Raw genomic sequence first — 20,942 nt, forward strand, 5'->3', positions numbered from 1 at the left:
CTGCTGGGATCAGTCGAGGCCGTTGGCCTTGCGGATCACGGTGACCACGTCGTCCATGATCTCGGTCAGGCTGAAGTCCTTCGGCGTGTAGACGGCAGCGGCACCGAGCTCGACCAGCTTCTTGCCGTCGGACTCGGGGATGATGCCGCCGACGATCACCGGGATGTCACCGGCGCCGGCGGCCTTGAGGCCCTCGAGGACGACCGGGACCAGCTCCATGTGCGAGCCGGAGAGGATCGAGAGACCGACCACGTGGACGTCCTCCGCGACCGCGGCCGCGACGATCTGCTCGGGCGTCAGGCGGATGCCCTGGTAGACGACCTCGAAGCCGGCGTCACGCGCACGGACCGCGACCTGCTCGGCGCCGTTGGAGTGACCGTCGAGGCCCGGCTTGCCGACGAGGAAGCGCAGGCGACCGCCGAGCTCGTCACCGGTCTCCTTCACGCGGTTGCGGACGGCGGTGAGCGCCTCGCCGGCCTCCTGGACACCGACGGCGCCGGAGACACCGGTGGGGGCGCGGAACTCGCCGAAGACCTCGCGCAGGGTGCCGGCCCACTCACCGGTGGTCGCACCGGCGCGAGCAGCAGCCAGCGTGGCCTGCATGAGGTTCTCGTCGGTCTTGGCCGTGGCGGCAAGGTTGGCGAGCGCCTCGGCGACGGCCTTCTCGTCGCGCTGGGCCTTCCAGGCCTCCAGCGACGCGATGGCCGCCTCCTCCGCCTTCGGGTCGGCGGTCATGATCGCCTCGTCGAGGTTGGCGGTCAGCGGCGACGGCTCGGTGGTCTCGAACTTGTTGACGCCGACGATGATCTCCTCGCCGGCCTCGATCTTCGCGCGACGCGCTGCGTGCGAGGAGACGAGCGCGGACTTCATGTAGCCCGACTCGACGGCGGGGATCGCGCCGCCCATCGCCTGCACGCGGTCCATCTCGGCCTTCGCGCCCTCGATGAGCTCGTTGACCTTCGCCTCGATGACGACGGAGCCGTCGAAGATGTCGCCGTACTCGAGCAGGTCGGACTCGAAGGCGAGGACCTGCTGGAGGCGCAGCGACCACTGCTGGTCCCACGGGCGCGGCAGGCCGAGGGCCTCGTTCCACGCGGGGAGCTGGATGGCACGGGCGCGGGCGTTCTTCGAGAGGGAGACACCCAGCATCTCGAGCACGATGCGCTGGACGTTGTTCTCCGGCTGGGCCTCGGTCAGGCCGAGCGAGTTGACCTGGACGCCGTAGCGGAAGCGGCGCATCTTCGGGTCGGTCACGCCGTAGCGGTCACGGGTGATCTCGTCCCACATCTGGGTGAAGGCCCGCATCTTGCAGGTCTCCTCGATGAAGCGGACACCCGCGTTGACGAAGAAGGAGATGCGGCCGACGGTCTTCTCGAAGTCCTCGTCGGAGACCTGGCCCGCGGCCTTGACCGCGTCGAGCACGGCGATCGCGGTGGTCAGGGCGTAGGCGATCTCCTGCACCGGCGTCGCGCCGGCCTCCTGCAGGTGGTAGCTGCAGATGTTGATCGGGTTCCACTTGGGGATGTTGTTGACCGTGTAGGCGATCATGTCGCTGATCAGGCGCAGGGAGTGCTGCGGCGGGAACACATACGTGCCGCGCGACAGGTACTCCTTGATGATGTCGTTCTGCGTGGTGCCCGCGAGGAGCTTGGCGACCTCCGCCGGCTCCATGTCGGGGTTCTGCTCCTCCGCGGCGACCTGGTACATCGCGAGCAGCCACATGGCCGTCGCGTTGATCGTCATGGAGGTGTTCATCTCCGTCAGCGGGATGTCCTGGAAGAGACGACGCATCTCGCCCATGTGCATGACCGGGACGCCGACCTTGCCGACCTCACCACGCGACAGCGGCGAGTCCGGGTCGTAGCCCGTCTGCGTGGGCAGGTCGAAGGCAACCGAGAGACCGGTCTGACCCTTCGCGAGGTTCGTGCGGTACAGCGCGTTCGACGCGGCGGCGGTCGAGTGACCGGCGTAGGTCCGCATCACCCAGGGCTTGTCCTTCTGGCTCATAAGAGCGGAGCCTATGCGGAATCTGTGGAGGCGGTCACGTGGTCTCGCGTGTGGCACTGGCGACATCGCCATCGCCGCGCGGCTGCGGGATCCGGAACGCTCCCGGCACCCGCTCGATCTCGACGAGGCGCGCCAGCCGCGACACCGTCAGCAGCCGCCGCACCGTGTCCGGCACACCACGGAGCACGACCCGTCCCCCGCGCAGGGCCGAGAGCCGGCTCGCGGCGGCGATCACCCGCAGCGCGACCACGTCCGCCGATGTCACCGCGCCGAGGTCGAGCACCACCACCCGCCCGGGTACGTCGAGCAGCCGCTGGAGCGCCGTGCGGATCTCGGGCGTGGAGCGCGCGTCGAGTGAGCCCGAGAGCTCCAGAACCTCGTCGCCGACCTCGCCCATCTCGTACCTCGCCTCCGCCACCATGCTGCACCCGTACCCCGTCTTCCAGTAAGTAGGCTCACCGGCATGGTCAACCTCACCCGCATCTACACGCGCACCGGCGATGCCGGCACGACGCGGCTCGCCGACATGAGTGAGACGTCGAAGAACGACCTCCGGTTGCACGCCTACGCCGACGTGGACGAGGCCAATGCGTCGATCGGCGTCGCGCTGGCCCACGCGGGTACCGACGGCGACCTGGACCCGGCCATCGCGAAGATCCTCGTCCACGTCCAGAACGACCTCTTCGACGTCGGCGCCGACCTCGGTACGCCGGTCGTCGAGAACCCGCCCTACCCGCAGCTGCGGGTCGAGCAGGACTACATCGACCGGCTCGAGGCCTGGTGCGACCAGTACAACGAGGAGCTGGAGACGCTCCGCTCGTTCATCCTCAACGGCGGCACGGTCGCGGCGGCCCACCTGCACGTCGCGCGCACCGTCGTACGCCGTGCGGAGCGGAGCGCCTGGGCGGCGTACGCCGAGCACGGCGCGACCATGAACGTGCTGGCGGTCAAGTACCTGAACCGGCTGAGCGACCTGCTCTTCATCTTCGCCCGCCACGCCAACAAGGCGCAGGGCGACGTGCTCTGGGTGCCGGGCGGCGAGCGCTGAGTCAGACCCGGCGGGCCACGGACTCCGAGTAGGCACCCGCGCGGTAGCGCAGGATCGGGTCGTCGGAGAGCTCGATGCCGTCGACGACACGGGTCGGGTCGAACACCACGACCTCTCCCCCGGTCTCGCGCTCCGGGTCGAGGCCGGTGACCTCGAGCGTGCCCGCGTCGAAGGTGTGCGCGCCGACCCAGACCGACATCGGGTCGTGCGGGTCGTCGCCATCAGCCGCCACCGTCACCCGGAGCGTGAAGCGCACGGGCCCCTGGGCCAGGCGGGCCTCCAGCTCCTCGCGGAGCCGGTGCTTGCCCTGGGTCCTGGCCGGACGCTGGTCCTTGGTGGCCTGCGGCTCGAAGACGTAGCGGACCCACCGCTCGGTGCTGTCCGGCGCGATCCAGCGGTAGGCGTGGACCGGGTAGTAGGTCGCCTCGGCGTAGGAGTACGGCGGCACGACGGCCTTCGCCTTCACGTTGGCGAGCAGCGGCCTGATGGCCGACCGGTGACGCGCCATGAAGCCCGGGAGCTGGTGCGGCTTGCTGTGCTCGACCAGGGCGATGAAATCCTCGGGCGTGCGCACGGGGAACCGCGGCGCGGTCTGCCCGAGCAGGTCGGTCGCAGTGCCATCGGGCAGCCGGAAGGAGACGCCGATGCCGCGCACGTCCGGCGCGCCGTCGCCGACACCCGGGTGGCCGCCACCGTTGGAGAAGCGCACCCAGACCGGCACGGGGGCCTGCAGGTGCAGCGCCCGCCCCAGGCGGCCGGCCTCGGCCGTCGGGGTGAACGTGGCCGTGTAGAAGCGCCCCTTGGCGTGCAGCGCCCGGTGGCCGGCGTGGCGCCCGAAGACCGCGTTGATCCGGTCGATCGCCTCGGCGGGTGTGATCATCAGCGGATCTCCGCTCCCGGGGGGCCGGACTCGGCCCACGACTGGAAACCGGTGAGCGAGGGACCGCTCATCGCGAACTCGACGGGGCCACCCGGCGTCTGGCACTGGACGACGACATGGTCGGGGTAGAGCGACATCGTCTCGATCCCCGCAGGGTCGCGGCGGCCGACGTACTCCAGGGTCTTGCGGTGCCAGGACAGGCGCGGCTTCAGCGAGAGCGAGAAGATCCGGAACCACTCCAGCTCCTCGCCGGAGTACCGCCCGATGCCGAGCACCCAGCCACGGCCGGGCGTCACGGAGCGCATGCGGTAGGAGAGCTCGAAGGTGCCGCCGTCACGCGCGATCCAGCGTCGGCGCACGACGAGGGCCACGGCCAGGACGACCAGCAGCGCGAGCACGGCCACGAGGGCCTCGACACCCCACTCCCACACCGCCAATGCAGCCTCCCTGAAATGGACCCGACCCCGGTCCGGTGGCGCAAACGATAGCGCCACCCGACCGGGGTCGGACCAACTGGGTTCAGACAGCCGTCAAGAAGCCTTCTCGACGGCCCGGATGCGAGCCTCGGCCCGACGGACCGCCTCAGTCGCCGCACCGTTGTCCTCGCCGGCGGCAAGCGCCCGCTCGAGGTCGTGGCGCGCCTTCTCGAGGTCGATCTCGTGCGACATCTCGGCGTGCTCCGAGAGGATCGAGATCCGGTTGTCGGCGACGGACAGGAAGCCCGCGTCGACGGCCGCGACCCACGTCTCGTCGTTGGCGGTGCGGATGTCGACGACACCGTCCACCATGAGCGAGAGCAGCGGGGCGTGGTTCGGCAGGATGCCGACGTCGCCCTCGGTGGTGCGGGCGATGACCATGGTGGCCTCGCCCTCCCACACGACGCGGTCAGCCGCGACGAGCGAGACCGTGAGGACCTTGTCGGTAGCCATCAGAGGCTCGCCTGGATCTCGGCCCACTTGGCCTCGACGTCGTCGAGGCCACCGCACATGAAGAACGCCTGCTCGGCCACGTGGTCGTACTCGCCGTCGCAGATCTTGTTGAAGGCCTCGATGGTCTCCGCGATCGGAACCGTGGAGCCCTCGATGCCGGTGAACTGCTTGGCGACGTAGGTGTTCTGCGAGAGGAAGCGCTGGATGCGACGGGCGCGGTGCACGACCGTCTTGTCCTCCTCCGAGAGCTCGTCCACACCGAGGATCGCGATGATGTCCTGGAGCTCCTTGTTGCGCTGCAGGATCTTCTTCACGCGGATCGCGCAGTCGTAGTGCGCCTGACCGATGTACTGCGGGTCGAGGATGCGCGACGTCGACGTGAGCGGGTCCACGGCCGGGTAGATACCCAGCGAGGCGATCTCACGCGAGAGCTCGGTCGTGGCGTCCAGGTGGGCGAACGTCGTGGCCGGAGCCGGGTCGGTGTAGTCGTCAGCGGGGACGTAGATCGCCTGCATCGAGGTGATCGAGTGACCACGCGTCGAGGTGATGCGCTCCTGGAGCTGACCCATCTCGTCGGCGAGGTTCGGCTGGTAACCAACGGCCGACGGCATGCGGCCGAGCAGCGTGGAGACCTCGGAACCGGCCTGCGTGAAGCGGAAGATGTTGTCGACGAAGAGGAGCACGTCCTGCTTCTGGACGTCGCGGAAGTACTCCGCCATCGTCAGCGCCGAGAGGGCGACGCGGAGACGCGTGCCCGGCGGCTCGTCCATCTGACCGAAGACCAGGGCGACCTTGTCGAAGACGCCCGCGTCCTGCATCTCGTGGATGAGGTCGTTGCCCTCACGGGTGCGCTCGCCGACACCGGCGAACACGGAGACACCGGCGTGGTTCTTGGCCACACGCGCGATCATCTCCTGGATGAGGACGGTCTTGCCGACACCGGCACCACCGAACAGGCCGATCTTGCCACCGGTGACGTACGGCGTGAGCAGGTCGATGACCTTGATGCCGGTCTCGAACATCTGCGTCTTCGACTCGAGCTGGTCGAAGGCCGGGGCCTTGCGGTGGATGCCCCAGCGCTCGGTCTCCGGGAAGGACTCGCCCTCCTCGAGGTTCAGGACGTTGCCGGTGGCGTCGAAGACGCGACCCAGCGTGGCGTCACCGACCGGGACGGAGATCGAGTCGCCGGTGTCGCGCACCTGCGCACCGCGGACCAGGCCGTCGGTGGACTTCATCGAGATCGCGCGGACGATGCCGTCACCGATGTGCAGCGAGACCTCGAGCGTGAGCTCGGTGGTCTGGCCGTCAGCGGTCTGCAGGTCGACCTTCAGCGCGTTGTAGATGGCCGGCATCTGGTCAGCCGGGAACTCGACGTCAACGACCGGGCCGATGACGCGGGCGACGCGACCGACAGCGCCGCTGGCCGACGCGATCGTCTCTTCAACAATGGCAGTCATGTCTCTCACTCACTCCCGGCGGTCGCGTCGGCGAGGGCGTTGACGCCACCGACGATCTCGCTGATTTCCTGGGTAATGCCGGCCTGACGGGCCTGGTTGGCAATTCGGGTGTACTTCTTGATGAGCTCTTCGGCGTTGTCCGTGGCCGACTTCATCGCCTTCTGGCGGGCAGCGAGCTCGGAGGCCGCCGCCTGCAGGTGGGCGTGGTAGACGCGGCTCGTGACGTACTTCGGGAGAAGCGCGTCCAGCACGTCGGAGGCCGACGGCTCGAACTCGTAGAGCGGAAGGAGCTCGTTCTCGGCCGGAGCCTCCGTGCCCTCGACGACCTCGAGCGGAAGCAGACGCAGCGCCGTGGGCGTCTGGGTCAGCATCGACACGAAGCGGGTGAAGACGAGGTGGACCTCATCGACGCCGTCGTTGTCCTCGAGGAACTCGGCGATGAGGGTGTCGGCGATCTCCTTGCAGACGTCGTACGTCGGCTGGTCGGAGAAGCCGGTCCACGCCTGGGCCACCGGGCGGTTGCGGAACTTGTAGTACGCCTCGGCCTTGCGACCGGAGACGTACAGGACCACGTCCTTGCCCTCGGCGCGGAGCTTCTCGACGAGGCGCTCCGCCTCCTTGATAGCGTTGGAGGCGTACGCGCCGGCCAGACCACGGTCGCTGGCGACCACCAGGACCGCAGCGCGGCCCGCGTCGGTGGTCTCCCGGGTCAGCGGGTGGTCCACGTTGGAGAACGTGGCCACCGCGCTGACGGCACGGGTCAGCTCCCGGGCGTACGGCTCAGCGGCCTGCGCCCGCTGCTGCGCCTTGATGATGCGGGACGCAGCGATGAGCTCCATGGCGCGCGTGATCTTCTTCATCGACTGGGTCGATCGGATCTTCGCGCGGTACTCACGCAGCGAGACGGCCATGGATCAGGCCTTCTTCTGCTTGACGATCTGCTCCTGGGCAACGTCGCCGGCCTCGAGCGCCTCGGCCTCGGCGTTGACGGCCGCGGAGCCGCCCTCGGAGGTCTCGAACTGCTTGAGGAACTCGTCGTAGGCGGCGGCGAGCTGGGTCTCGGTCGAGTCCTCGAACTTGAGGGACTCGGCGATGCCGGCCAGCACGCCCGCCTGCGAGCGACGCAGGTAGTCGAGGAACTCCTGCTCGAAGCGGATGACGTCCTCGGTCGGGATGTTGTCGAGGCGACCCGACGTGCCCAGCCACAGCGAGACGGTCATGTCCTCGACCGAGTACGGCGAGTAGGCCGGCTGCTTCAGCAGAGCCATCAGCTTCTGGCCACGGGCCAGCTGCTGCTTCGACGCGGCGTCGAGGTCCGAGGCGAACATGGCGAACGCCTCCATGGCACGGAACTGCGCCAGGTCGACCTTGAGCGAACCGGTGACGGCCTTCATGGCCTTCGTCATCGCGGCGCCACCGACGCGGGAGACCGAGACACCGACGTCGATGGCCGGACGCTGGTTGGCGGCGAAGAGGTCCGACTGCAGGAAGATCTGGCCGTCGGTGATGGAGATGACGTTGGTCGGGATGAACGCCGAGACGTCGTTGGCCTTCGTCTCGATGATCGGGAGGCCCGTCATCGAGCCGTGACCGAGCGCGTCGGACAGCTTCGCGCAACGCTCCAGCAGGCGGGAGTGGAGGTAGAAGACGTCACCCGGGTACGCCTCGCGGCCCGGCGGGCGACGGAGGAGGAGGGAGACGGCACGGTAGGCCTCGGCCTGCTTCGTCAGGTCGTCGAAGACGATGAGGACGTGCTTGCCCTGGTACATCCAGTGCTGGCCGATGGCCGAACCGGTGTAGGGCGCGAGGTACTTGAAACCGGCCGAGTCGGATGCCGGGGCGGCGACGATGGTCGTGTACTCGAGCGCACCGGCCTCCTCGAGGGCACCACGCACGGAGGCGATGGTCGAGCCCTTCTGACCGATGGCGACGTAGATGCAGCGGACCTGCTTCTCCGGGTCGCCGGTGGCCCAGGCGGCCTTCTGGTTGATGATCGTGTCGATCGCGACCGTGGTCTTGCCGGTGGCGCGGTCACCGATGATCAGCTGACGCTGGCCACGGCCGATCGGGGTCATCGAGTCGATGGCCTTGATGCCGGTGGCGAGCGGCTCGTGGACCGACTTGCGGTCCATGACGCCGGCGGCAGGGATCTCGAGGGAACGACGACCCTCGATGCCCGTGATCTCGCCCAGGCCGTCGATCGGCTTGCCGAGCGGGTCGACCACGCGGCCGAGGTAGCCCTCGCCGACCGGGACGGAGAGGATGTCGCCGGTGCGGCGGACCGTCTGGCCCTCCTCGATGTTGTCGAAGTCGCCGAGGACGACGGCACCGATCTCGCGGGTGTCGAGGTTCAGCGCGAGGCCGAGCGTGCCGTCCTCGAACTCGAGCAGCTCGTTGGCCATGGCGGAGGGAAGGCCGCTGATACGGGCGATGCCGTCGCCGGCCTCGGCAACCGTGCCGACCTCCTCACGGGACGCGGTCTCCGGCTTGTAGTCGGACACGAAGCGCTGCAGTGCGTCGCGGATCTCGTCCGGACGGATGGACAGCTCCGTCATTTGGTCTTCCTCACTCTTGGTGTGCTGCTCGAAAAAGTTCTGGGTGGCCGGGCTGGTGGTCAGCCGGCCAGACGACGACCGGCGTCGTCGAGGCGCGTGGAGACGGTGCCGTCGATGACCTCGTCGCCGATCTCCACCTTGATGCCACCGATGACCTGCGGGTCGACGACGACGTTGAGGTGGATCTCCTTGCCGTACTGCCGGGTGAGGGCAGCAGCCAGGCGCTCGGCGTCGGCGTCGGAGAGCGGGCGCGCCACACGGACGACCGCGACCCCCTTGCCCTGCACGTCGGCGACGACCTTCTGGTACGCCGTGAGCGCGACGTCGACCGTGCGGTGCGAGCCGCTCAGCGACTGCTCCGCAAGGGCGATGGTGGCCGGCAGGGCCTTGCCCTCGAGGAGGCTGCGGACCAGACCGTTGCGGTCGGCCTGCGAGCGGCTCTGGTCGGCCAGGGCGTCCCGGAGCTCCGGGTTGTCCTTGACGGCCGAGGCGAAGGCGAAGAGCTCGTCGGCCAGACGGCCCGCGTCGGCACCGGTGGACGTCACGGTCGCGACGACACCGAGGTGCTCGAGCACGTCCGCGAGGTCACGCGCGGTGGTCCAGCGCTGGCTGAACGCCGACGTCACCAGACCGAGGGTCGCGGCGCTGACGTGGCTGCCGAAGACCTGCTCGGCCAGACCGGACTTCGCCTCGGGCAGGATCGACACGTCGGTCGCGATCCGGCGCAGGGCCGGCTCGGCCCGCAGCACAGCGGCCACCGAGAAGAGCTCGGCGCCCGTCGTGGCGGCGTCGGCCGCCCCCTCCAGCTGGCTGGAGAGGGTGGCCAGCGCCTCGGCAGAGGCGCCCCGGATGCCCGCGGGGACGGTCACTGCGCGCCCTCCAGCTCGGACAGGAAGCGCTCGACGACACGGCTCTGGCGAGCGTCGTCCTCGAGGCTCTCGCCGACGATGCGGCCCGCGAGACCGGTCGCGAGCGTGCCGACCTCGGCACGCAGCGAGGTGATCGCCTGCTGGCGCTCGGCCTCGATCTGCGTCTTGCCGTGCTCGACGATGCGCGTGGCCTCGGTCTGGGCCTGCTCGCGCATCTCGGCGACGATGGCCGCACCCTGCTCGCGCGCCTCCTCACGGATGCGCGCCGCCTCGTGGCGGGCGTCCGCGAGCTGCTTCTCGAGCTCGGCGAGCTTGGCGTCCGCCTCGGCCTGCTTCGTCTCGGCGGCGGCCAGGCCGCCCTCGATCGCCTGCGTGCGCTCGGCGTAGGCCTTCTCGAAGTTCGGAACGACGAACTTCCAGATGCCGATGAGGATGATCGCGAAGACGATCGCGCCGAGGATGATCTCCGGCACCGCCGGCATCAGCGGGTTGTGCTCCTCAGCGGCAGCCTCACCCGACATCGCGATGACGATGTTGCTGATCATGCTGGTCTCTCCTTAGTCGAACCGCTCGGACCGGCCGAGGGTCACTTAAGGACGAACGCGATGGCGAGGGTGATGATGAAGAGCGCCTCGGCGAGAACGAAGCCGAGGATGGCGCGACCGAACAGCGTGCCGGCAGCCTCGGGCTGACGGGCGATGCCGCCGATGAGCGCAGCGAAGATGAGACCGATGGCAACGCCCGGGCCGATGGCGGAGAGGCCGAGGCCGATGAGGTTGAGGGAGCCGGTCATGGCTTTTTCCTTTCGTCTGCGACGTGGCGGTCACGTCGCGGTTGGCGAAACTTGTGGGGGGTACTACGGGGTGGAGCTGGTCGTGCAGGTCTCTTCGACGGCTCAGTGCTCGTCGGCGATGGCCTCGCCGATGTACATCGCAGCGAGCAGCGTGAAGACGTAGGCCTGCAGGAACATGACGATGAGCTCGAGGAAGCTCACCGCGATGCCCATCACGAAGGCCAGGATTCCGACGCCACCGTGGACGATGTTGCCGTCCTGCAGGAGGAAGGCGCCACCGCCGGCGAAGAGCGCGAGCAGCAGGTGGCCGGCGAACATGTTGCCGAAGAGACGGAGCGTGAGCGTGAACGGGCGCACGATGATGTTCGAGAGGAACTCGAGCGGGACCAGCAGCACCAGGATCCAGGCCGGCACGCCGTGCGGGACGGTCGCGTGCTTGAGGAAGCCGAAGAAGCCGTGCTTCTTGATGCCGGCGCCGATGAAGGTCAGCCAGGCGAGGGCGGCCAGCGGCACGATATAGCCGATCCGGCCGAACGACGGCAGCTGCACCAGCGGGATGATGCCGTAGTAGTTGTTCACCACGATGAACAGGAAGAGCGAGAAGAGGAACGGCACGAACTTCATGAACTTCTCGGAGCCGATCGCCTCACGGGCGATCGTGTTGCGCACGAAGCCGTAGACCAGCTCGCCGGCGAACTGCAGGCGCCCCGGGACGATCGAGGCCTTGCGCGACGAGGCGATCATGAAGCCGAGGATCAGGACGGCCGAGAAGGTCACCAGAACCATCGACTTGGTGATGCTGGACCCGCCGATGCCCGGCAGGTCGAAGATCCCGGCGCTCGGAGCGTGGAACTCGTCCCCCGCCTTGATCGTGGCGGCCGCAATCGTCGCGGTGAGGCTCACTCTGTCTCCTTGCCGTGGCTCTGCTCGGTGTCAGGCGCATCTGCGCCGAACCGCTTGAAAGTCATGTAGATCCCGAGACCAGCTCCGAAGAGGATCCCGATGACGACCAGGAAGCCCGTCCCCAGCCATCGATCAGCGAGCCAGCCCAGGGCGCCGTACAGCGCCACTCCGGACACGACGTATCCGAAAGCGAGCCAGGGGTCACCCTCTGGCTGCTGTGTTTCTTCCCTGCGAGGCATCGCGGGCCGGACAATACCAGTCATGGGCGCTCGTCGCTCACCGGCGTGAGACCGTGAACACCGGTCACGTCGTGACGTGCCCGCCACGCCCCCAGGACCTGTCCAAGCACCCACGCCACCGTGGCCGCCGCGATGCTGAGCGCCAGCCACTCCGCCGACAGCGCATCCTGCATCGCATCGTCCTTCTGGTAGCGCACGAACAGGGCGAACAGGACGGCGACCTGGGCGAGATAGACGACCATCGCCACCAGCAGGCTCGCCTCGGGCACGAAGCGCACGACGAGCGCCATCGTGAGCACCCCGAAGAGCAGTACGCCGAGCACGGCGAGGCCGCCGGTCAGGGCGCCGGCCAGCGCACGGTCGTCGGAGAGGACGGCCGCCGCGAGTGCGACGACCGCCACCGCCACGACCGTGAAGGCCGCGGCGATGACCATGGGCACGAGCGCGTCGCGGACGGCGCTGCGTGCGCCGCTTTCGGAAGTGGGGGTCACGTCTGTGGAACCTCTGACTCGGGGCGGTGCGGGAGGTGCACGCGCGGGACGGCGAAGGTCAGGAAGACCGTGACCACGAACCAGACCGCCAGCAGGGCGAAGACGATCGGCCCGGAGTAGAGGCTGGCCAGCACCATGCCGTAGCCGACGAGCGCGGCCCACAGCCAGATGATCATCACGGCACGGCGGTGCGAGTGGCCGATCTCCAGCATCCGGTGGTGCAGGTGCTGCTTGTCCGGGTGGTAGAACATCTGCCCCCGCCGGGTCCGGCGGATCACCGCGAGCACCAGGTCGGCGAAGGGCACGATCAGGATCGAGAGCGGGAGCAGGATCGGCAGCAGCACCGGCAGCAGGCTGGCCTCGGCACCGTCGCCGCCCTGGGTCAGCGCGGTCGCCGGGAACTGGCCGGTCAGGGTGAGCGCGGAGGCGGCCAGCACGAAGCCGAGCAGCATCGACCCGCTGTCCCCCATGAAGAGCCGCGCCGGGTGGAAGTTGTGCGGCAGGAAGCCCGCACAGGCCCCGGCGAGCGCGGCACACAGGAGCGCCGCCGTGGAGGCCAGCACCTGACCGTTGAGGTAGGAGAGCTGGTAGCAGAAGAGCAGGAAGGCGCTCGCGCCGATGCCGACGACACCCGAGGCGAGGCCGTCGAGGCCGTCCACGAAGTTCACGGCATTGACCGTGGCCACCACCGTGACGACGGTCATCAGCGAGGCGAGGTCCGCGGGGAGCGCGAACTGTCCGATCCCGGGGAGCGGGAAGAACCGGTAGGTGACGCCGAAGAGAATGAGCAGGCCGGCGGCGACGACCTGGCCACCGAGCTTCGTCAGCGCGTCGAGCTCGAGCAGGTCGTCGAGGACGCCGATCGCGCAGATCAGCGCGCCGGCCGCGAGCACGACGCCTGCGTCGCGGAAGACGTTTCCGGGGTCCTTCGCGCTCAGGAACGGCAGGTGGCGAGCGACCAGGTAGGCCGCGACGAGGCCGCCGAGCATCGCCACGCCCCCGAAGTACGGGATCGGGATGACGTGCATGTCGCGGTCACGGACCTGTGCCACTGCACCGGTGCGCAGGGCGATCTCGCGGGCGATGACGGTCAGCAGGTAGGTCACCGAGCCGGCGACCAGGAAGACGACGAGGTACTCGCGCATCAGTCCTCGTCGAGGCCGTCGTCGGACGGGATCGTCACGCCGAGCGGGGCGATCACGGCGTTGAGCTGCTCCAGGCCGAGGGCACCCAGGCGCAGCAGGCGCGGCGCGTCGGGGTCGGTGGCGGCGATGATCGTGCTCGGCTCCGATCCCGCGGACGGACCACCGTCGAGGAGGACCGTGATCTCGCTGCCCAACATCTCCTCGGCGGCGTCGGCATCGGTCGCCGCCGGGTGGCCGGTGAGGTTGGCCGAGCTGACCGCGAGCGGGCCGGTGCGCTCGAGGAGCGCGATGGCGACCTCGTCGTCGGGCATCCGCACCGCGACCGTGCCACGGGTGTCACCCAGGTCCCACTGCAGCGACTGCTGCTGGCGGAGCACGATCGTCAGCGCGCCGGGCCAGAACTCCGCCGTCAGCGCACGAACCCAGGCCGGGATCTCGATGGCCAGGGCGTCGATCGTCGAGGCGGCTCCGATCAGCACCGGCGGCGGCATCTCCCGGCCGCGCCCCTTGGCAGCGAGCAGCCGACGTACCGCGGCGGGGTCGAAGGCGTCGGCACCGATGCCGTAGACGGTGTCGGTGGGCAGGACGACGAGCTCGCCCCGGCGTACGGCGAGGGTGGCGGCCTCGAGGGCCTCATCGCGTTCGGCGGGGTCGGTGACCAGGAAGCGCTTCACGGAGGTCATCGTGCCAGTCGAGCCGTCAGGTAGCGCGCACGACCGGCCAGATCCTGGTGATCGCGCACCTCGCGCCAGCGTCCGGTGGCCGCGAAGACCGCCGGAGCCGACTTCCCCTGCACGTCCGCGTGCTCGGCGCCCACGACGCCACCGGGCCTGAGCAGGAGGGCAGCGTGGCCCTCGAGGAGGCGCATCGCGTCCAGGCCGTCGTCGCCGGAGAAGAGGGCGAGGTGCGGGTCGTGGTCGCGCGCCTCGACGGCGACGGACTCCCAGGCCTCGAGCGGGATGTAGGGAGGGTTGCAGACCACCACGTCGACCGTGCCCACGAGCTCGGCGAACGCCGTGAAGGCGTCGCCCTGGCGCAGGTCGACACCCGTGCCGGCGAGGTTGCGACTGGCCCACACGAGCGCCGGCTCGTCGAGCTCGACGGCGTGGACGTCGGCGTCGGGGAGCTCGTCCTTGATCGCCTTCGCGATCGCGCCGGAGCCGGTGCAGAGATCGACGACGACCGGTCGCTCCCCCGCCGCGCGCGCCGCGTCGATCGCCCAGCCGGCCAGCAGCTCGGTCTCGGGGCGCGGCGTGAAGACCCCCGGTCCGACCTGCAGCGTGACGTGGCGGAAGTACGCCGTGCCGGTCAGGTGCTGCAGTGGCTCGCGGCTCTGGCGACGGCCGAGCAGGTCCTGGTACGCGTCCCACTCCCCTGCCGAGATCTCGCGACCGCGGAGGTCGAGCAGCTGGAGCTCACCGGGGTCGACCTGGAGCACGTGGGCAAGGAGCAGCCGGGCATCGGACTCGGGCGACTCGACGCCCGAGGCGGCGAGCCGACGTGCCGCCTCGGCGACCGTGGCGCGGATCAGGCTCACCCGAGCTCCTCGAGCCGGCTCTGCAGGTCCGCCTGGACGCAGCTGTCGAGGACGGGACCGAGCTCACCGTCGAGGACGGTGTCGAGGTTGTAGGCCTTGTACCCGGTGCGGTGGTCGGAGATCCGGTTCTCCGGGAAGTTGTAGGTGCGGATCCGCTCGGAGCGGTCCACGGTGCGGATCTGGCTCTTGCGGGCAGCGCTCGCCTCGCTCGCGGCTGCCTCCTCGGCGGCAGCCAGCAGCCGCGCACGCAGGATGCGCATCGCCTGGTCCTTGTTCTGCAGCTGCGACTTCTCGTTCTGGCAGCTGACCACGATGCCGGTCGGCAGGTGCGTGATCCGCACGGCCGAGTCGGTGGTGTTGACGCTCTGGCCACCCGGGCCCGAGCTGCGGAAGACGTCGATGCGCAGGTCGTTGTCGTTGATCTCGACGTCGACCTGCTCCGCCTCCGGCATCACCAGTACGCCGGCGGCGCTGGTGTGGATCCGGCCCGCCGACTCGGTGGCCGGGACGCGCTGCACGCGGTGGACGCCCCCCTCGAACTTGAGCAGCGCGTAGGGCGCCTCACCCGGCTCCGGGGTGCCCTTGGCCTTCACCGCGGCCGTGACCGACTTGTAGCCGCCGAGGTCGGACTCGTTGGCGTCGAGGATCTGGACGCTCCACCCACGCCGCTCGGCGTAGCGGGTGTACATCCGGAGCAGGTCGCCGGCGAAGAGCGCGGACTCCTCGCCACCCTCACCCGACTTCACCTCCAGGATGGCGTCCTTGCCGTCGGAGGGATCGCGCGGCACCAGCAGGTGGCGCAGCTTCTCGGCCTTCTCCTCGCGGGCCGCTGCGGCGGTCTCGGCCTCGGCGGCGAACTCCGGGTCCTCGGCCGCGAGCTCGCGAGCCGCGTCGATGTCCTCGCCGAGCTGCTGCCACTCCCGCCACGTGCGCACGATCGCCGAGAGCTCGGCGTACCTCTGGTTGAGGCGCTTGGCCAGGCCCTGGTCGGCGTGGGTCGCGGGGTCGGCGAGCTGCTGCTCGAGCTCGGCGTGCTCGGCGGCGAGTCCCTCTACGGCGTCAAACATCTCCACGTTCCTTGCAGTCCCGGCGTCAGGTGAAATGACGAGCGCCGGCCACCCGCGACATGCGCGGGGGCCGGCGCCCGGAAGCTGCTACTTCTTGCCGTAGCGAGCCTCGAACTTCGCGACGCGACCGCCGGTGTCGAGGATCTTCTGCTTGCCCGTGTAGAACGGGTGGCACTGCGAGCAGACGTCGGAGTGGATCTTGCCGGAGGTCAGCGTGCTGCGGGTCTGGAACGACGCGCCGCAGGTGCAGGTGACCTCGGTCGGGACGTACTCGGGGTGAATGTCCTTCTTCACAACTTCTCCTGGGATTCGAGGGCTCCGGGTCGCCCGTCCGGATGGACGTGCGTGAACCGGGACCAGCGGGCAATTCTGCCACCTGGGCCAAGCGGTCGCCAAAACGGGCGTCAGACCACCACGCCGAGCAGCAGGACCATGGCCAGGCCGGTGACCGAGAGCACCGTCTCCATGGCCGACCACGAGCGCAGCGTCTGGCCGACGGAGAGCCCGAAGTACTCCTTGACGAGCCAGAACCCGGCGTCGTTGACGTGGGAGAAGAAGACCGATCCGGCGCCGATGGCGAGGACCACCAGCGAGGTCTCCCCCGACGACAGGCCGTCGACCAGGCCGACCATGAGCGAGCTGGCGGTGATGGTCGCGACGGTCGCCGATCCGGTGGCGAGACGGATGAGCACGGCGAGCACCCAGGCCAGCAGCAGCACCGAGACGTTGGCCCCGGTGGCCCAGTCGGCCAGCATCGTGCCGATGCCGGTGTCGACGAGGACCTGCTTGAAGCCGCCTCCCGCGGAGACGATGAGCAGGATGCCCGCGATCGCGGGCAGTGCGCCCTCGACGATCTTGCCGACCTCTGCGCGACCCAGGCCCGCGCCGCGGCCGAAGGTGAACATCGCGACCACCACGGCGATCAGCAGGGCGACGAGCGGCGTACCGAGGATGTCGAGGGTCCGGCGGGTCACGTCCGTGGCGTCGTCGACCGCGATGTCGGCGATCGCCTTGGCCATCATCAGCACGACCGGGAGGAGGACGGTCGCCAGCGTGACGCCGAACGCCGGCCGGCGCGCGTCGGCCGCGGCCTCGTCGGCGTCGAAGCGGGTCGGCGCCGGAACGACGACCCAGCGGCCGGCGAGACGACCGAACAGCGGGCCGGCGACCACGACGGTCGGGACCGCGACGAGCACACCGAGCATCAGGGTGGTGCCGAGGTCGGCGCCGAGCGCGTCGATCGCGACGAGCGGGCCCGGGTGCGGCGGCACGAGGCCGTGCATCGCGGAGAGGCCGGCGAGCGCCGGGATGCCCACGGTCACGAGCGAGAGCTGCGAGCGCCGCGCCACCAGGTAGATCACCGGCATGAGCAGCACGAGGCCGATCTCGAAGAACATCGGCAGGCCGATGATCGCGCCGACGAGCGCCATCGCCCACGGAAGGGCACGCGGAGAGGCGTGACCGACGATCGTGTCGACGATCTGGTCGGCACCGCCGGAGTCGGCCAGCAGCTTGGCGAACATCGCGCCGAGCGCGATGAGGATGCCGACGCCCGCTGCGGTGGAGCCGAAGCCGGTGGTGAAGCTCGCGAGGACCCCCTCCACCGGGACGCCGGAGACGACGCCGACGGTCAGGCCACCGCCGATCAGGGCCAGGAACGGGTGGACCTTCAGGCCCATGATCAGCACGACGATCAGGGCGATCGCGGCGAGCGCGGCAGTGACGAGCTGCCAGCCCGGCGCGACCGGCTCGATCAGGTCGGTGCCTGCCAGGGGCAGGACGAGCGCGGTCATCGGTTCTCCTTCTGTGAGGGCGACGCGTCGAGGACGCGGTGGGCGTCGACGTACTGCTGGACGAGGACGTCGACCGGCTGGGCGACGTCGAGGACGAGGCCGTGCTCGTCCGGAGCGAGGGCCTCGAGGGTCGCGAACTGCGACGTGAGCAGGGAGGACGGCATGAAGTGGCCGGGACGGCCGGCCTGCCGGGCCGCGATGACCTCGCGGGTGCCGTGCAGGTGGACGAACTCGACACGGTGGGCGTGGTGGCGCAGCTGGTCGCGGTAACGACGCTTGAGGGCGGAGCACGTCATCACGCCGCCGTCGAGCTCGTGCTCGTGCAGCCAGGCGCCGATCTTCTCCAGCCAGGGCCACCGGTCGCGGTCGTCGAGGGCGTGCCCCGACGCCATCTTCACGATGTTGGCCGCCGGGTGGAAGTCGTCGGCGTCGGCGAACGGCACCCGCAGTCGCTGGCTCAACGCCGCGCCGACCGTCGTCTTCCCGGACCCGGACACGCCCATGACCACGACGAGCGGCCGGGCGGGCTGCTGGGCTGTCATCACTGTTCCTCTCGATGTGGCGGTCTTCACATCAGAACCGAAAGGTATGACCTTTGGCAAGAGCGAAATGAAATAAATCTGCTCTTTCATGGAAACGGTGTGCATGCCACGCTGTCCCCATGACCCGCTCCCCCGGTGCCCCTGCGCTGCACGGCTCAGTCCTCGACGCGCTCGGTGCTGCGATCGCGGCAGGCCGCCTGGCACCGGGCAGCGTGCTCACCCTGGAGTCGATCGGGCAGGAGTACGCCGTCTCCCGCAGCGTGGCCCGCGAAGCGGTCCGCGTGCTCGAGTCGATGGGGCTGATCGCCTCACGACGACGCGTCGGCCTGACCGTCCGCGAGCGGGGAGACTGGAACGTCTTCGACCCGCAGGTGATCCGCTGGCGCCTCGCGGGAGACGACCGGATCGCGCAGCTGCTCTCGCTCTCGGAGCTGCGCCTCGGCGTCGAGCCGGTGGCGGCCCGCCTCGCCGCGACCAGGGCGACCCCGGAGCAGAGCCGGGCACTCGCCGACGCGGTGCGCGACATGGAGATCCACGGCACGAGCGGCGCGCTGGAGGAGTTCCTCGAGAGCGACCAGCGCTTCCACCGGACCCTGCTCGAGGCCAGCGGCAACGAGATGCTCGCCTCGCTCGGCGAGATGGTCGCGGGCGTGCTCGAGGGGCGCACGCACCACGACCTGATGCCTCACCACCCGAAGCCGGAGGCGATCGCGCTCCACGACGCGGTGGCCCGCGCCGTCCGGACCGGTGACCCGGACGGCGCGGAGCGCGCGATGCGCGCGATCATCGACGAGTCCGCGCAGGCCATGGCCGACCTGCCCGAGTGAGGCAGGTGCGGCCGCGGCCCCACGGCGTACCCGTCAGAGGGGCTGCAGCAGCTCGCGGTGCCGCGTGCCCGAGGCCGCGACGTCGACGGCGGGGAACGCCTCCCCCTCGCCGGCCTGGCGCAGGCGCAGCTCCATGTTCGCGGTGCCCGCGAACTCCTCGAGGATGACCTCGTCGGTCTTGGAGCCCGACTCGACCAGCGCGGTGGCGAGGATGGTCAGCGAGCCGCCGTTCTCGATGTTGCGCGCCGCACCGAAGAACTTCTTGGGCGGGTAGAGTGCAGCAGCGTCGACACCGCCCGACAGCAGGCGGCCCGACGGCGGGATGGCCAGGTTGTAGGCACGGCCCAGCCGCGTGATGCCGTCGAGCAGGACGACCACGTCGTGGCCGAGCTCGACCAGGCGCTTGGCCCGCTCGATCGCCAGCTCCGCGACGATCGTGTGGTCGCTCGCCGGGCGGTCGAACGTGCTCGCGATGACCTCGCCCTTGACGCTGCGCTGGAAGTCGGTGACCTCCTCCGGGCGCTCGTCGATGAGCACGACCATCAGGTGGCACTCCGGGTTGTTGGTCGTGAGTGCCGACGACATCGTCTGCAGGACCGTGGTCTTGCCGGCCTTCGGCGGGCTCACGATGAGGCCGCGCTGGCCCTTGCCGACCGGGGCGGCCGTGTCGATCGCCTTGCCGAGCGGGCTACCGCCGTCGGTCGCGACCTGCAGGCGCTCGGTCGGGTGGAGCGGCGTCAGCTTCTCGAAGACGACGCGGTCCTTGGCGGTCTCCGGGTCCACGCCGTTGACCGAGTCGATCCGGACCATCGGGTTGAACTTCTCCTTGCGCTCGCCCTCGCGGGGCTGGCGCACCTGGCCGACGATCGCGTCACCTCGACGCAGGCCGAGCTTGCGGACCAGGCTCAGGCTCACGTAGACGTCGTCGGGGCCGGGCAGGTAGCCGCTGGTACGGACGAAGGCGTAGTTGTCGAGCACGTCGAGGATGCCCGCCGCCGGCACGAGGACGTCGTCCTCGAGGATCGTCGTGTCCGGCTCGTTGCGGCCGCGCGCGCTGCGGTCACGGTCGCGGCCGCGTCGGCGACGGTTGCCGGTGCCGTCGCCGTCCTCGCCCTGCTGGTTCTGGTTGCCCTGCTGCCCCTGCTGCCCCTGCTGGTTGCCCTGGTTGCCCTGGCCCTGCTGCGGGCTCTGCTGGCGCGCCTGCTGGTTGCCCTGCTGGCGCTGGTTGCCCTGCTGGTTCTGCTGTCGGCCGCCCTGCTCGGGCTGGTCGGTGGTCTTCTCCTCCGCGGCCTCGCCGTCGTGGGCAGCACTCTCGGCCTGCTCCTCGGCGTTGCGGTTGCGGTTCCGGTTGCGGCGGTTGCGGCTCGGCGCCTGCTCCGCCTGCTCGCCCTCGGAACCCGCCCGGTCGGCCGGCTGGTCGCCCTGCGGGGCCTGCTCATCCTGCGCGGCGGGTGCTTCGGCCCGGGGAGCACGCTGCCGGGCGGGCGCGGAGGTCTCACCCTTCGGCGTACCGGCGCCCTGGATGGCGGCGACGAGGTCAGCCTTCTTCATCGAGTTGGCGCCGGGAATGGCGAGGGCGTTGGCCATCGCCTTGAGGTCGGCGATCAGCATGCCGTTCAGGCCGGCAGGCTTCTTGGTCTTCCTGGCCGGCGTGGCTTCGGGTGCTTCGGTCACGTGAGGTCCTTCCCACACGTCGGGCGCCGCGCACAGAGGCGGCGTCGTGAGGTGAATCCGTCGCACACCGGCGCCGGTCGGCGCCGTCGCACGGCGGAGATGATGTCCTCGACCTCAGCGGCCGGCGGACGGGGCGTCCCGCAGATCGGGGACGCGCTGCCACAGTAACACCGCCGGATTCCCGCG

Annotated in this window: 24 protein-coding genes; 2 read left to right on the top strand and 22 right to left on the bottom strand. The window is 69.9% G+C overall.

Annotated elements, in window-relative coordinates; all coding sequences use genetic code 11:
- Positions 1 to 9 precede the first annotated feature (9 nt).
- Positions 10 to 2,007 (bottom strand): protein meaA, encoded by a 1,998-nt coding sequence (locus Q5722_RS02900; protein ID WP_305026713.1) that lies wholly within the window; start codon positions 2,005 to 2,007, stop codon positions 10 to 12.
- A gap of 34 nt (positions 2,008 to 2,041) precedes the next feature.
- On the bottom strand, positions 2,042 to 2,428 hold the full coding sequence (locus tag Q5722_RS02905; RefSeq protein ID WP_305026714.1) for an STAS domain-containing protein: 387 nt from the start codon (positions 2,426 to 2,428) through the stop codon (positions 2,042 to 2,044).
- 42 nt (positions 2,429 to 2,470) lie between these two features.
- Between Q5722_RS02905 and Q5722_RS02910 the strand changes: the two genes are divergently transcribed.
- Positions 2,471 to 3,055 carry a cob(I)yrinic acid a,c-diamide adenosyltransferase gene (locus Q5722_RS02910; RefSeq protein WP_305026715.1) on the top strand — a complete coding sequence of 195 codons (585 nt, stop codon included), beginning with the start codon at positions 2,471 to 2,473 and terminating at the stop codon, positions 3,053 to 3,055.
- A gap of 1 nt (position 3,056) precedes the next feature.
- Here the strand turns inward: Q5722_RS02910 and Q5722_RS02915 are convergent, their stop codons facing one another.
- The 19 genes from Q5722_RS02915 to Q5722_RS03005 all read right to left on the bottom strand — a co-directional run bounded on the left by Q5722_RS02915 (position 3,057) and on the right by Q5722_RS03005 (position 18,255).
- The gene (locus Q5722_RS02915; protein WP_305026716.1) at positions 3,057 to 3,935 is read right to left on the bottom strand and encodes a catalase; all 879 of its coding nucleotides are present in this window, start codon (positions 3,933 to 3,935) and stop codon (positions 3,057 to 3,059) included.
- On the bottom strand, positions 3,935 to 4,366 hold the full coding sequence (locus tag Q5722_RS02920) for a DUF2550 domain-containing protein (RefSeq protein WP_305026717.1): 432 nt from the start codon (positions 4,364 to 4,366) through the stop codon (positions 3,935 to 3,937). The genes Q5722_RS02915 and Q5722_RS02920 overlap by 1 nt, the downstream gene beginning before the upstream one ends.
- Positions 4,367 to 4,465: 99 nt before the next feature.
- The gene (locus Q5722_RS02925; RefSeq protein ID WP_305026718.1) at positions 4,466 to 4,864 is read right to left on the bottom strand and encodes a F0F1 ATP synthase subunit epsilon; all 399 of its coding nucleotides are present in this window, start codon (positions 4,862 to 4,864) and stop codon (positions 4,466 to 4,468) included.
- Positions 4,864 to 6,321: a F0F1 ATP synthase subunit beta gene (gene atpD, locus Q5722_RS02930; protein ID WP_305026719.1), complete on the bottom strand. Its 1,458-nt coding sequence runs from the start codon at positions 6,319 to 6,321 to the stop codon at positions 4,864 to 4,866. The genes Q5722_RS02925 and atpD overlap by 1 nt, the downstream gene beginning before the upstream one ends.
- 5 nt (positions 6,322 to 6,326) lie before the next feature.
- Positions 6,327 to 7,232 (bottom strand): F0F1 ATP synthase subunit gamma, encoded by a 906-nt coding sequence (locus Q5722_RS02935; protein ID WP_305026720.1) that lies wholly within the window; start codon positions 7,230 to 7,232, stop codon positions 6,327 to 6,329.
- Between the two features lie 3 nt (positions 7,233 to 7,235).
- A complete protein-coding gene (gene atpA, locus Q5722_RS02940; RefSeq protein ID WP_305026721.1) occupies positions 7,236 to 8,876 on the bottom strand; it encodes a F0F1 ATP synthase subunit alpha in 1,641 nt (546 codons plus the stop codon).
- Between the two features lie 59 nt (positions 8,877 to 8,935).
- Entirely contained in the window at positions 8,936 to 9,745 is an 810-nt protein-coding gene (locus Q5722_RS02945) for a F0F1 ATP synthase subunit delta (RefSeq protein WP_305026722.1), read from the bottom strand.
- Positions 9,742 to 10,290 (bottom strand): F0F1 ATP synthase subunit B, encoded by a 549-nt coding sequence (locus Q5722_RS02950; RefSeq protein WP_305026723.1) that lies wholly within the window; start codon positions 10,288 to 10,290, stop codon positions 9,742 to 9,744. Before Q5722_RS02950 ends, Q5722_RS02945 begins: the two co-directional genes overlap by 4 nt.
- A 41-nt stretch (positions 10,291 to 10,331) precedes the next feature.
- The gene (locus Q5722_RS02955; RefSeq protein WP_131580974.1) at positions 10,332 to 10,538 is read right to left on the bottom strand and encodes an ATP synthase F0 subunit C; all 207 of its coding nucleotides are present in this window, start codon (positions 10,536 to 10,538) and stop codon (positions 10,332 to 10,334) included.
- Between the two features lie 102 nt (positions 10,539 to 10,640).
- Positions 10,641 to 11,441 carry a F0F1 ATP synthase subunit A gene (gene atpB, locus Q5722_RS02960; protein WP_305026724.1) on the bottom strand — a complete coding sequence of 267 codons (801 nt, stop codon included), beginning with the start codon at positions 11,439 to 11,441 and terminating at the stop codon, positions 10,641 to 10,643.
- Positions 11,438 to 11,617 (bottom strand): hypothetical protein, encoded by a 180-nt coding sequence (locus Q5722_RS02965; protein WP_305026725.1) that lies wholly within the window; start codon positions 11,615 to 11,617, stop codon positions 11,438 to 11,440. Before Q5722_RS02965 ends, atpB begins: the two co-directional genes overlap by 4 nt.
- Before the next feature lie 83 nt (positions 11,618 to 11,700).
- Complete coding sequence (locus Q5722_RS02970) at positions 11,701 to 12,171, bottom strand: hypothetical protein (protein ID WP_305026726.1); 471 nt, start codon at positions 12,169 to 12,171, stop codon at positions 11,701 to 11,703.
- The gene (locus Q5722_RS02975; RefSeq protein WP_305026727.1) at positions 12,168 to 13,316 is read right to left on the bottom strand and encodes a glycosyltransferase family 4 protein; all 1,149 of its coding nucleotides are present in this window, start codon (positions 13,314 to 13,316) and stop codon (positions 12,168 to 12,170) included. Before Q5722_RS02975 ends, Q5722_RS02970 begins: the two co-directional genes overlap by 4 nt.
- Positions 13,316 to 13,999: an L-threonylcarbamoyladenylate synthase gene (locus Q5722_RS02980; protein WP_305026728.1), complete on the bottom strand. Its 684-nt coding sequence runs from the start codon at positions 13,997 to 13,999 to the stop codon at positions 13,316 to 13,318. Before Q5722_RS02980 ends, Q5722_RS02975 begins: the two co-directional genes overlap by 1 nt.
- A complete protein-coding gene (gene prmC / locus Q5722_RS02985; protein WP_305026729.1) occupies positions 13,996 to 14,853 on the bottom strand; it encodes a peptide chain release factor N(5)-glutamine methyltransferase in 858 nt (285 codons plus the stop codon). The genes Q5722_RS02980 and prmC overlap by 4 nt, the downstream gene beginning before the upstream one ends.
- Positions 14,850 to 15,920, bottom strand: a complete 1,071-nt coding sequence (gene prfA / locus Q5722_RS02990) for a peptide chain release factor 1 (protein ID WP_305026730.1) — start codon at positions 15,918 to 15,920, stop codon at positions 14,850 to 14,852. Before prfA ends, prmC begins: the two co-directional genes overlap by 4 nt.
- A gap of 87 nt (positions 15,921 to 16,007) precedes the next feature.
- On the bottom strand, positions 16,008 to 16,214 hold the full coding sequence (rpmE, locus tag Q5722_RS02995) for a 50S ribosomal protein L31 (protein WP_305026731.1): 207 nt from the start codon (positions 16,212 to 16,214) through the stop codon (positions 16,008 to 16,010).
- A 110-nt stretch (positions 16,215 to 16,324) separates the two neighbouring features.
- Positions 16,325 to 17,713, bottom strand: coding sequence for a GntP family permease (locus Q5722_RS03000; protein WP_305026732.1), 1,389 nt, complete (start codon positions 17,711 to 17,713; stop codon positions 16,325 to 16,327).
- Positions 17,710 to 18,255: a gluconokinase gene (locus Q5722_RS03005; protein WP_305026733.1), complete on the bottom strand. Its 546-nt coding sequence runs from the start codon at positions 18,253 to 18,255 to the stop codon at positions 17,710 to 17,712. Before Q5722_RS03005 ends, Q5722_RS03000 begins: the two co-directional genes overlap by 4 nt.
- Before the next feature lie 119 nt (positions 18,256 to 18,374).
- Between Q5722_RS03005 and Q5722_RS03010 the strand changes: the two genes are divergently transcribed.
- A complete protein-coding gene (locus Q5722_RS03010) occupies positions 18,375 to 19,082 on the top strand; it encodes a FadR/GntR family transcriptional regulator (RefSeq protein WP_305026734.1) in 708 nt (235 codons plus the stop codon).
- A 33-nt stretch (positions 19,083 to 19,115) separates the two neighbouring features.
- On the opposite strand, the gene rho is transcribed toward Q5722_RS03010, so the two are convergent.
- On the bottom strand, positions 19,116 to 20,756 hold the full coding sequence (rho, locus tag Q5722_RS03015) for a transcription termination factor Rho (protein ID WP_305026735.1): 1,641 nt from the start codon (positions 20,754 to 20,756) through the stop codon (positions 19,116 to 19,118).
- Between the last annotated feature and the right edge of the window lie 186 nt (positions 20,757 to 20,942).

It is taken from the genome of Nocardioides jiangxiensis (assembly GCF_030580915.1).
In the GTDB taxonomy this organism is placed as follows: domain Bacteria; phylum Actinomycetota; class Actinomycetes; order Propionibacteriales; family Nocardioidaceae; genus Nocardioides; species Nocardioides jiangxiensis.

Excerpts from the sequence above, each read along its gene's own strand:
- Q5722_RS02900 (WP_305026713.1), bottom strand. The coding sequence starts at position 2,007 with ATGAGCCAGAAGGACAAGCCCTGGGTGATGCGGACCTACGCCGGTCAC.
- Q5722_RS02905 (WP_305026714.1), bottom strand. The coding sequence starts at position 2,428 with ATGGTGGCGGAGGCGAGGTACGAGATGGGCGAGGTCGGCGACGAGGTT.
- Q5722_RS02910 (WP_305026715.1), top strand. The coding sequence starts at position 2,471 with ATGGTCAACCTCACCCGCATCTACACGCGCACCGGCGATGCCGGCACG.
- Q5722_RS02915 (WP_305026716.1), bottom strand. The coding sequence starts at position 3,935 with ATGATCACACCCGCCGAGGCGATCGACCGGATCAACGCGGTCTTCGGG.
- Q5722_RS02925 (WP_305026718.1), bottom strand. The coding sequence starts at position 4,864 with ATGGCTACCGACAAGGTCCTCACGGTCTCGCTCGTCGCGGCTGACCGC.
- atpD (WP_305026719.1), bottom strand. The coding sequence starts at position 6,321 with ATGACTGCCATTGTTGAAGAGACGATCGCGTCGGCCAGCGGCGCTGTC.
- Q5722_RS02935 (WP_305026720.1), bottom strand. The coding sequence starts at position 7,232 with ATGGCCGTCTCGCTGCGTGAGTACCGCGCGAAGATCCGATCGACCCAG.
- atpA (WP_305026721.1), bottom strand. The coding sequence starts at position 8,876 with ATGACGGAGCTGTCCATCCGTCCGGACGAGATCCGCGACGCACTGCAG.
- Q5722_RS02950 (WP_305026723.1), bottom strand. The coding sequence starts at position 10,290 with ATGATCAGCAACATCGTCATCGCGATGTCGGGTGAGGCTGCCGCTGAG.
- Q5722_RS02955 (WP_131580974.1), bottom strand. The coding sequence starts at position 10,538 with ATGACCGGCTCCCTCAACCTCATCGGCCTCGGCCTCTCCGCCATCGGC.
- Q5722_RS02975 (WP_305026727.1), bottom strand. The coding sequence starts at position 13,316 with ATGCGCGAGTACCTCGTCGTCTTCCTGGTCGCCGGCTCGGTGACCTAC.
- Q5722_RS02980 (WP_305026728.1), bottom strand. The coding sequence starts at position 13,999 with ATGACCTCCGTGAAGCGCTTCCTGGTCACCGACCCCGCCGAACGCGAT.
- prfA (WP_305026730.1), bottom strand. The coding sequence starts at position 15,920 with ATGTTTGACGCCGTAGAGGGACTCGCCGCCGAGCACGCCGAGCTCGAG.
- Q5722_RS03000 (WP_305026732.1), bottom strand. The coding sequence starts at position 17,713 with ATGACCGCGCTCGTCCTGCCCCTGGCAGGCACCGACCTGATCGAGCCG.
- Q5722_RS03005 (WP_305026733.1), bottom strand. The coding sequence starts at position 18,255 with ATGACAGCCCAGCAGCCCGCCCGGCCGCTCGTCGTGGTCATGGGCGTG.
- Q5722_RS03010 (WP_305026734.1), top strand. The coding sequence starts at position 18,375 with ATGACCCGCTCCCCCGGTGCCCCTGCGCTGCACGGCTCAGTCCTCGAC.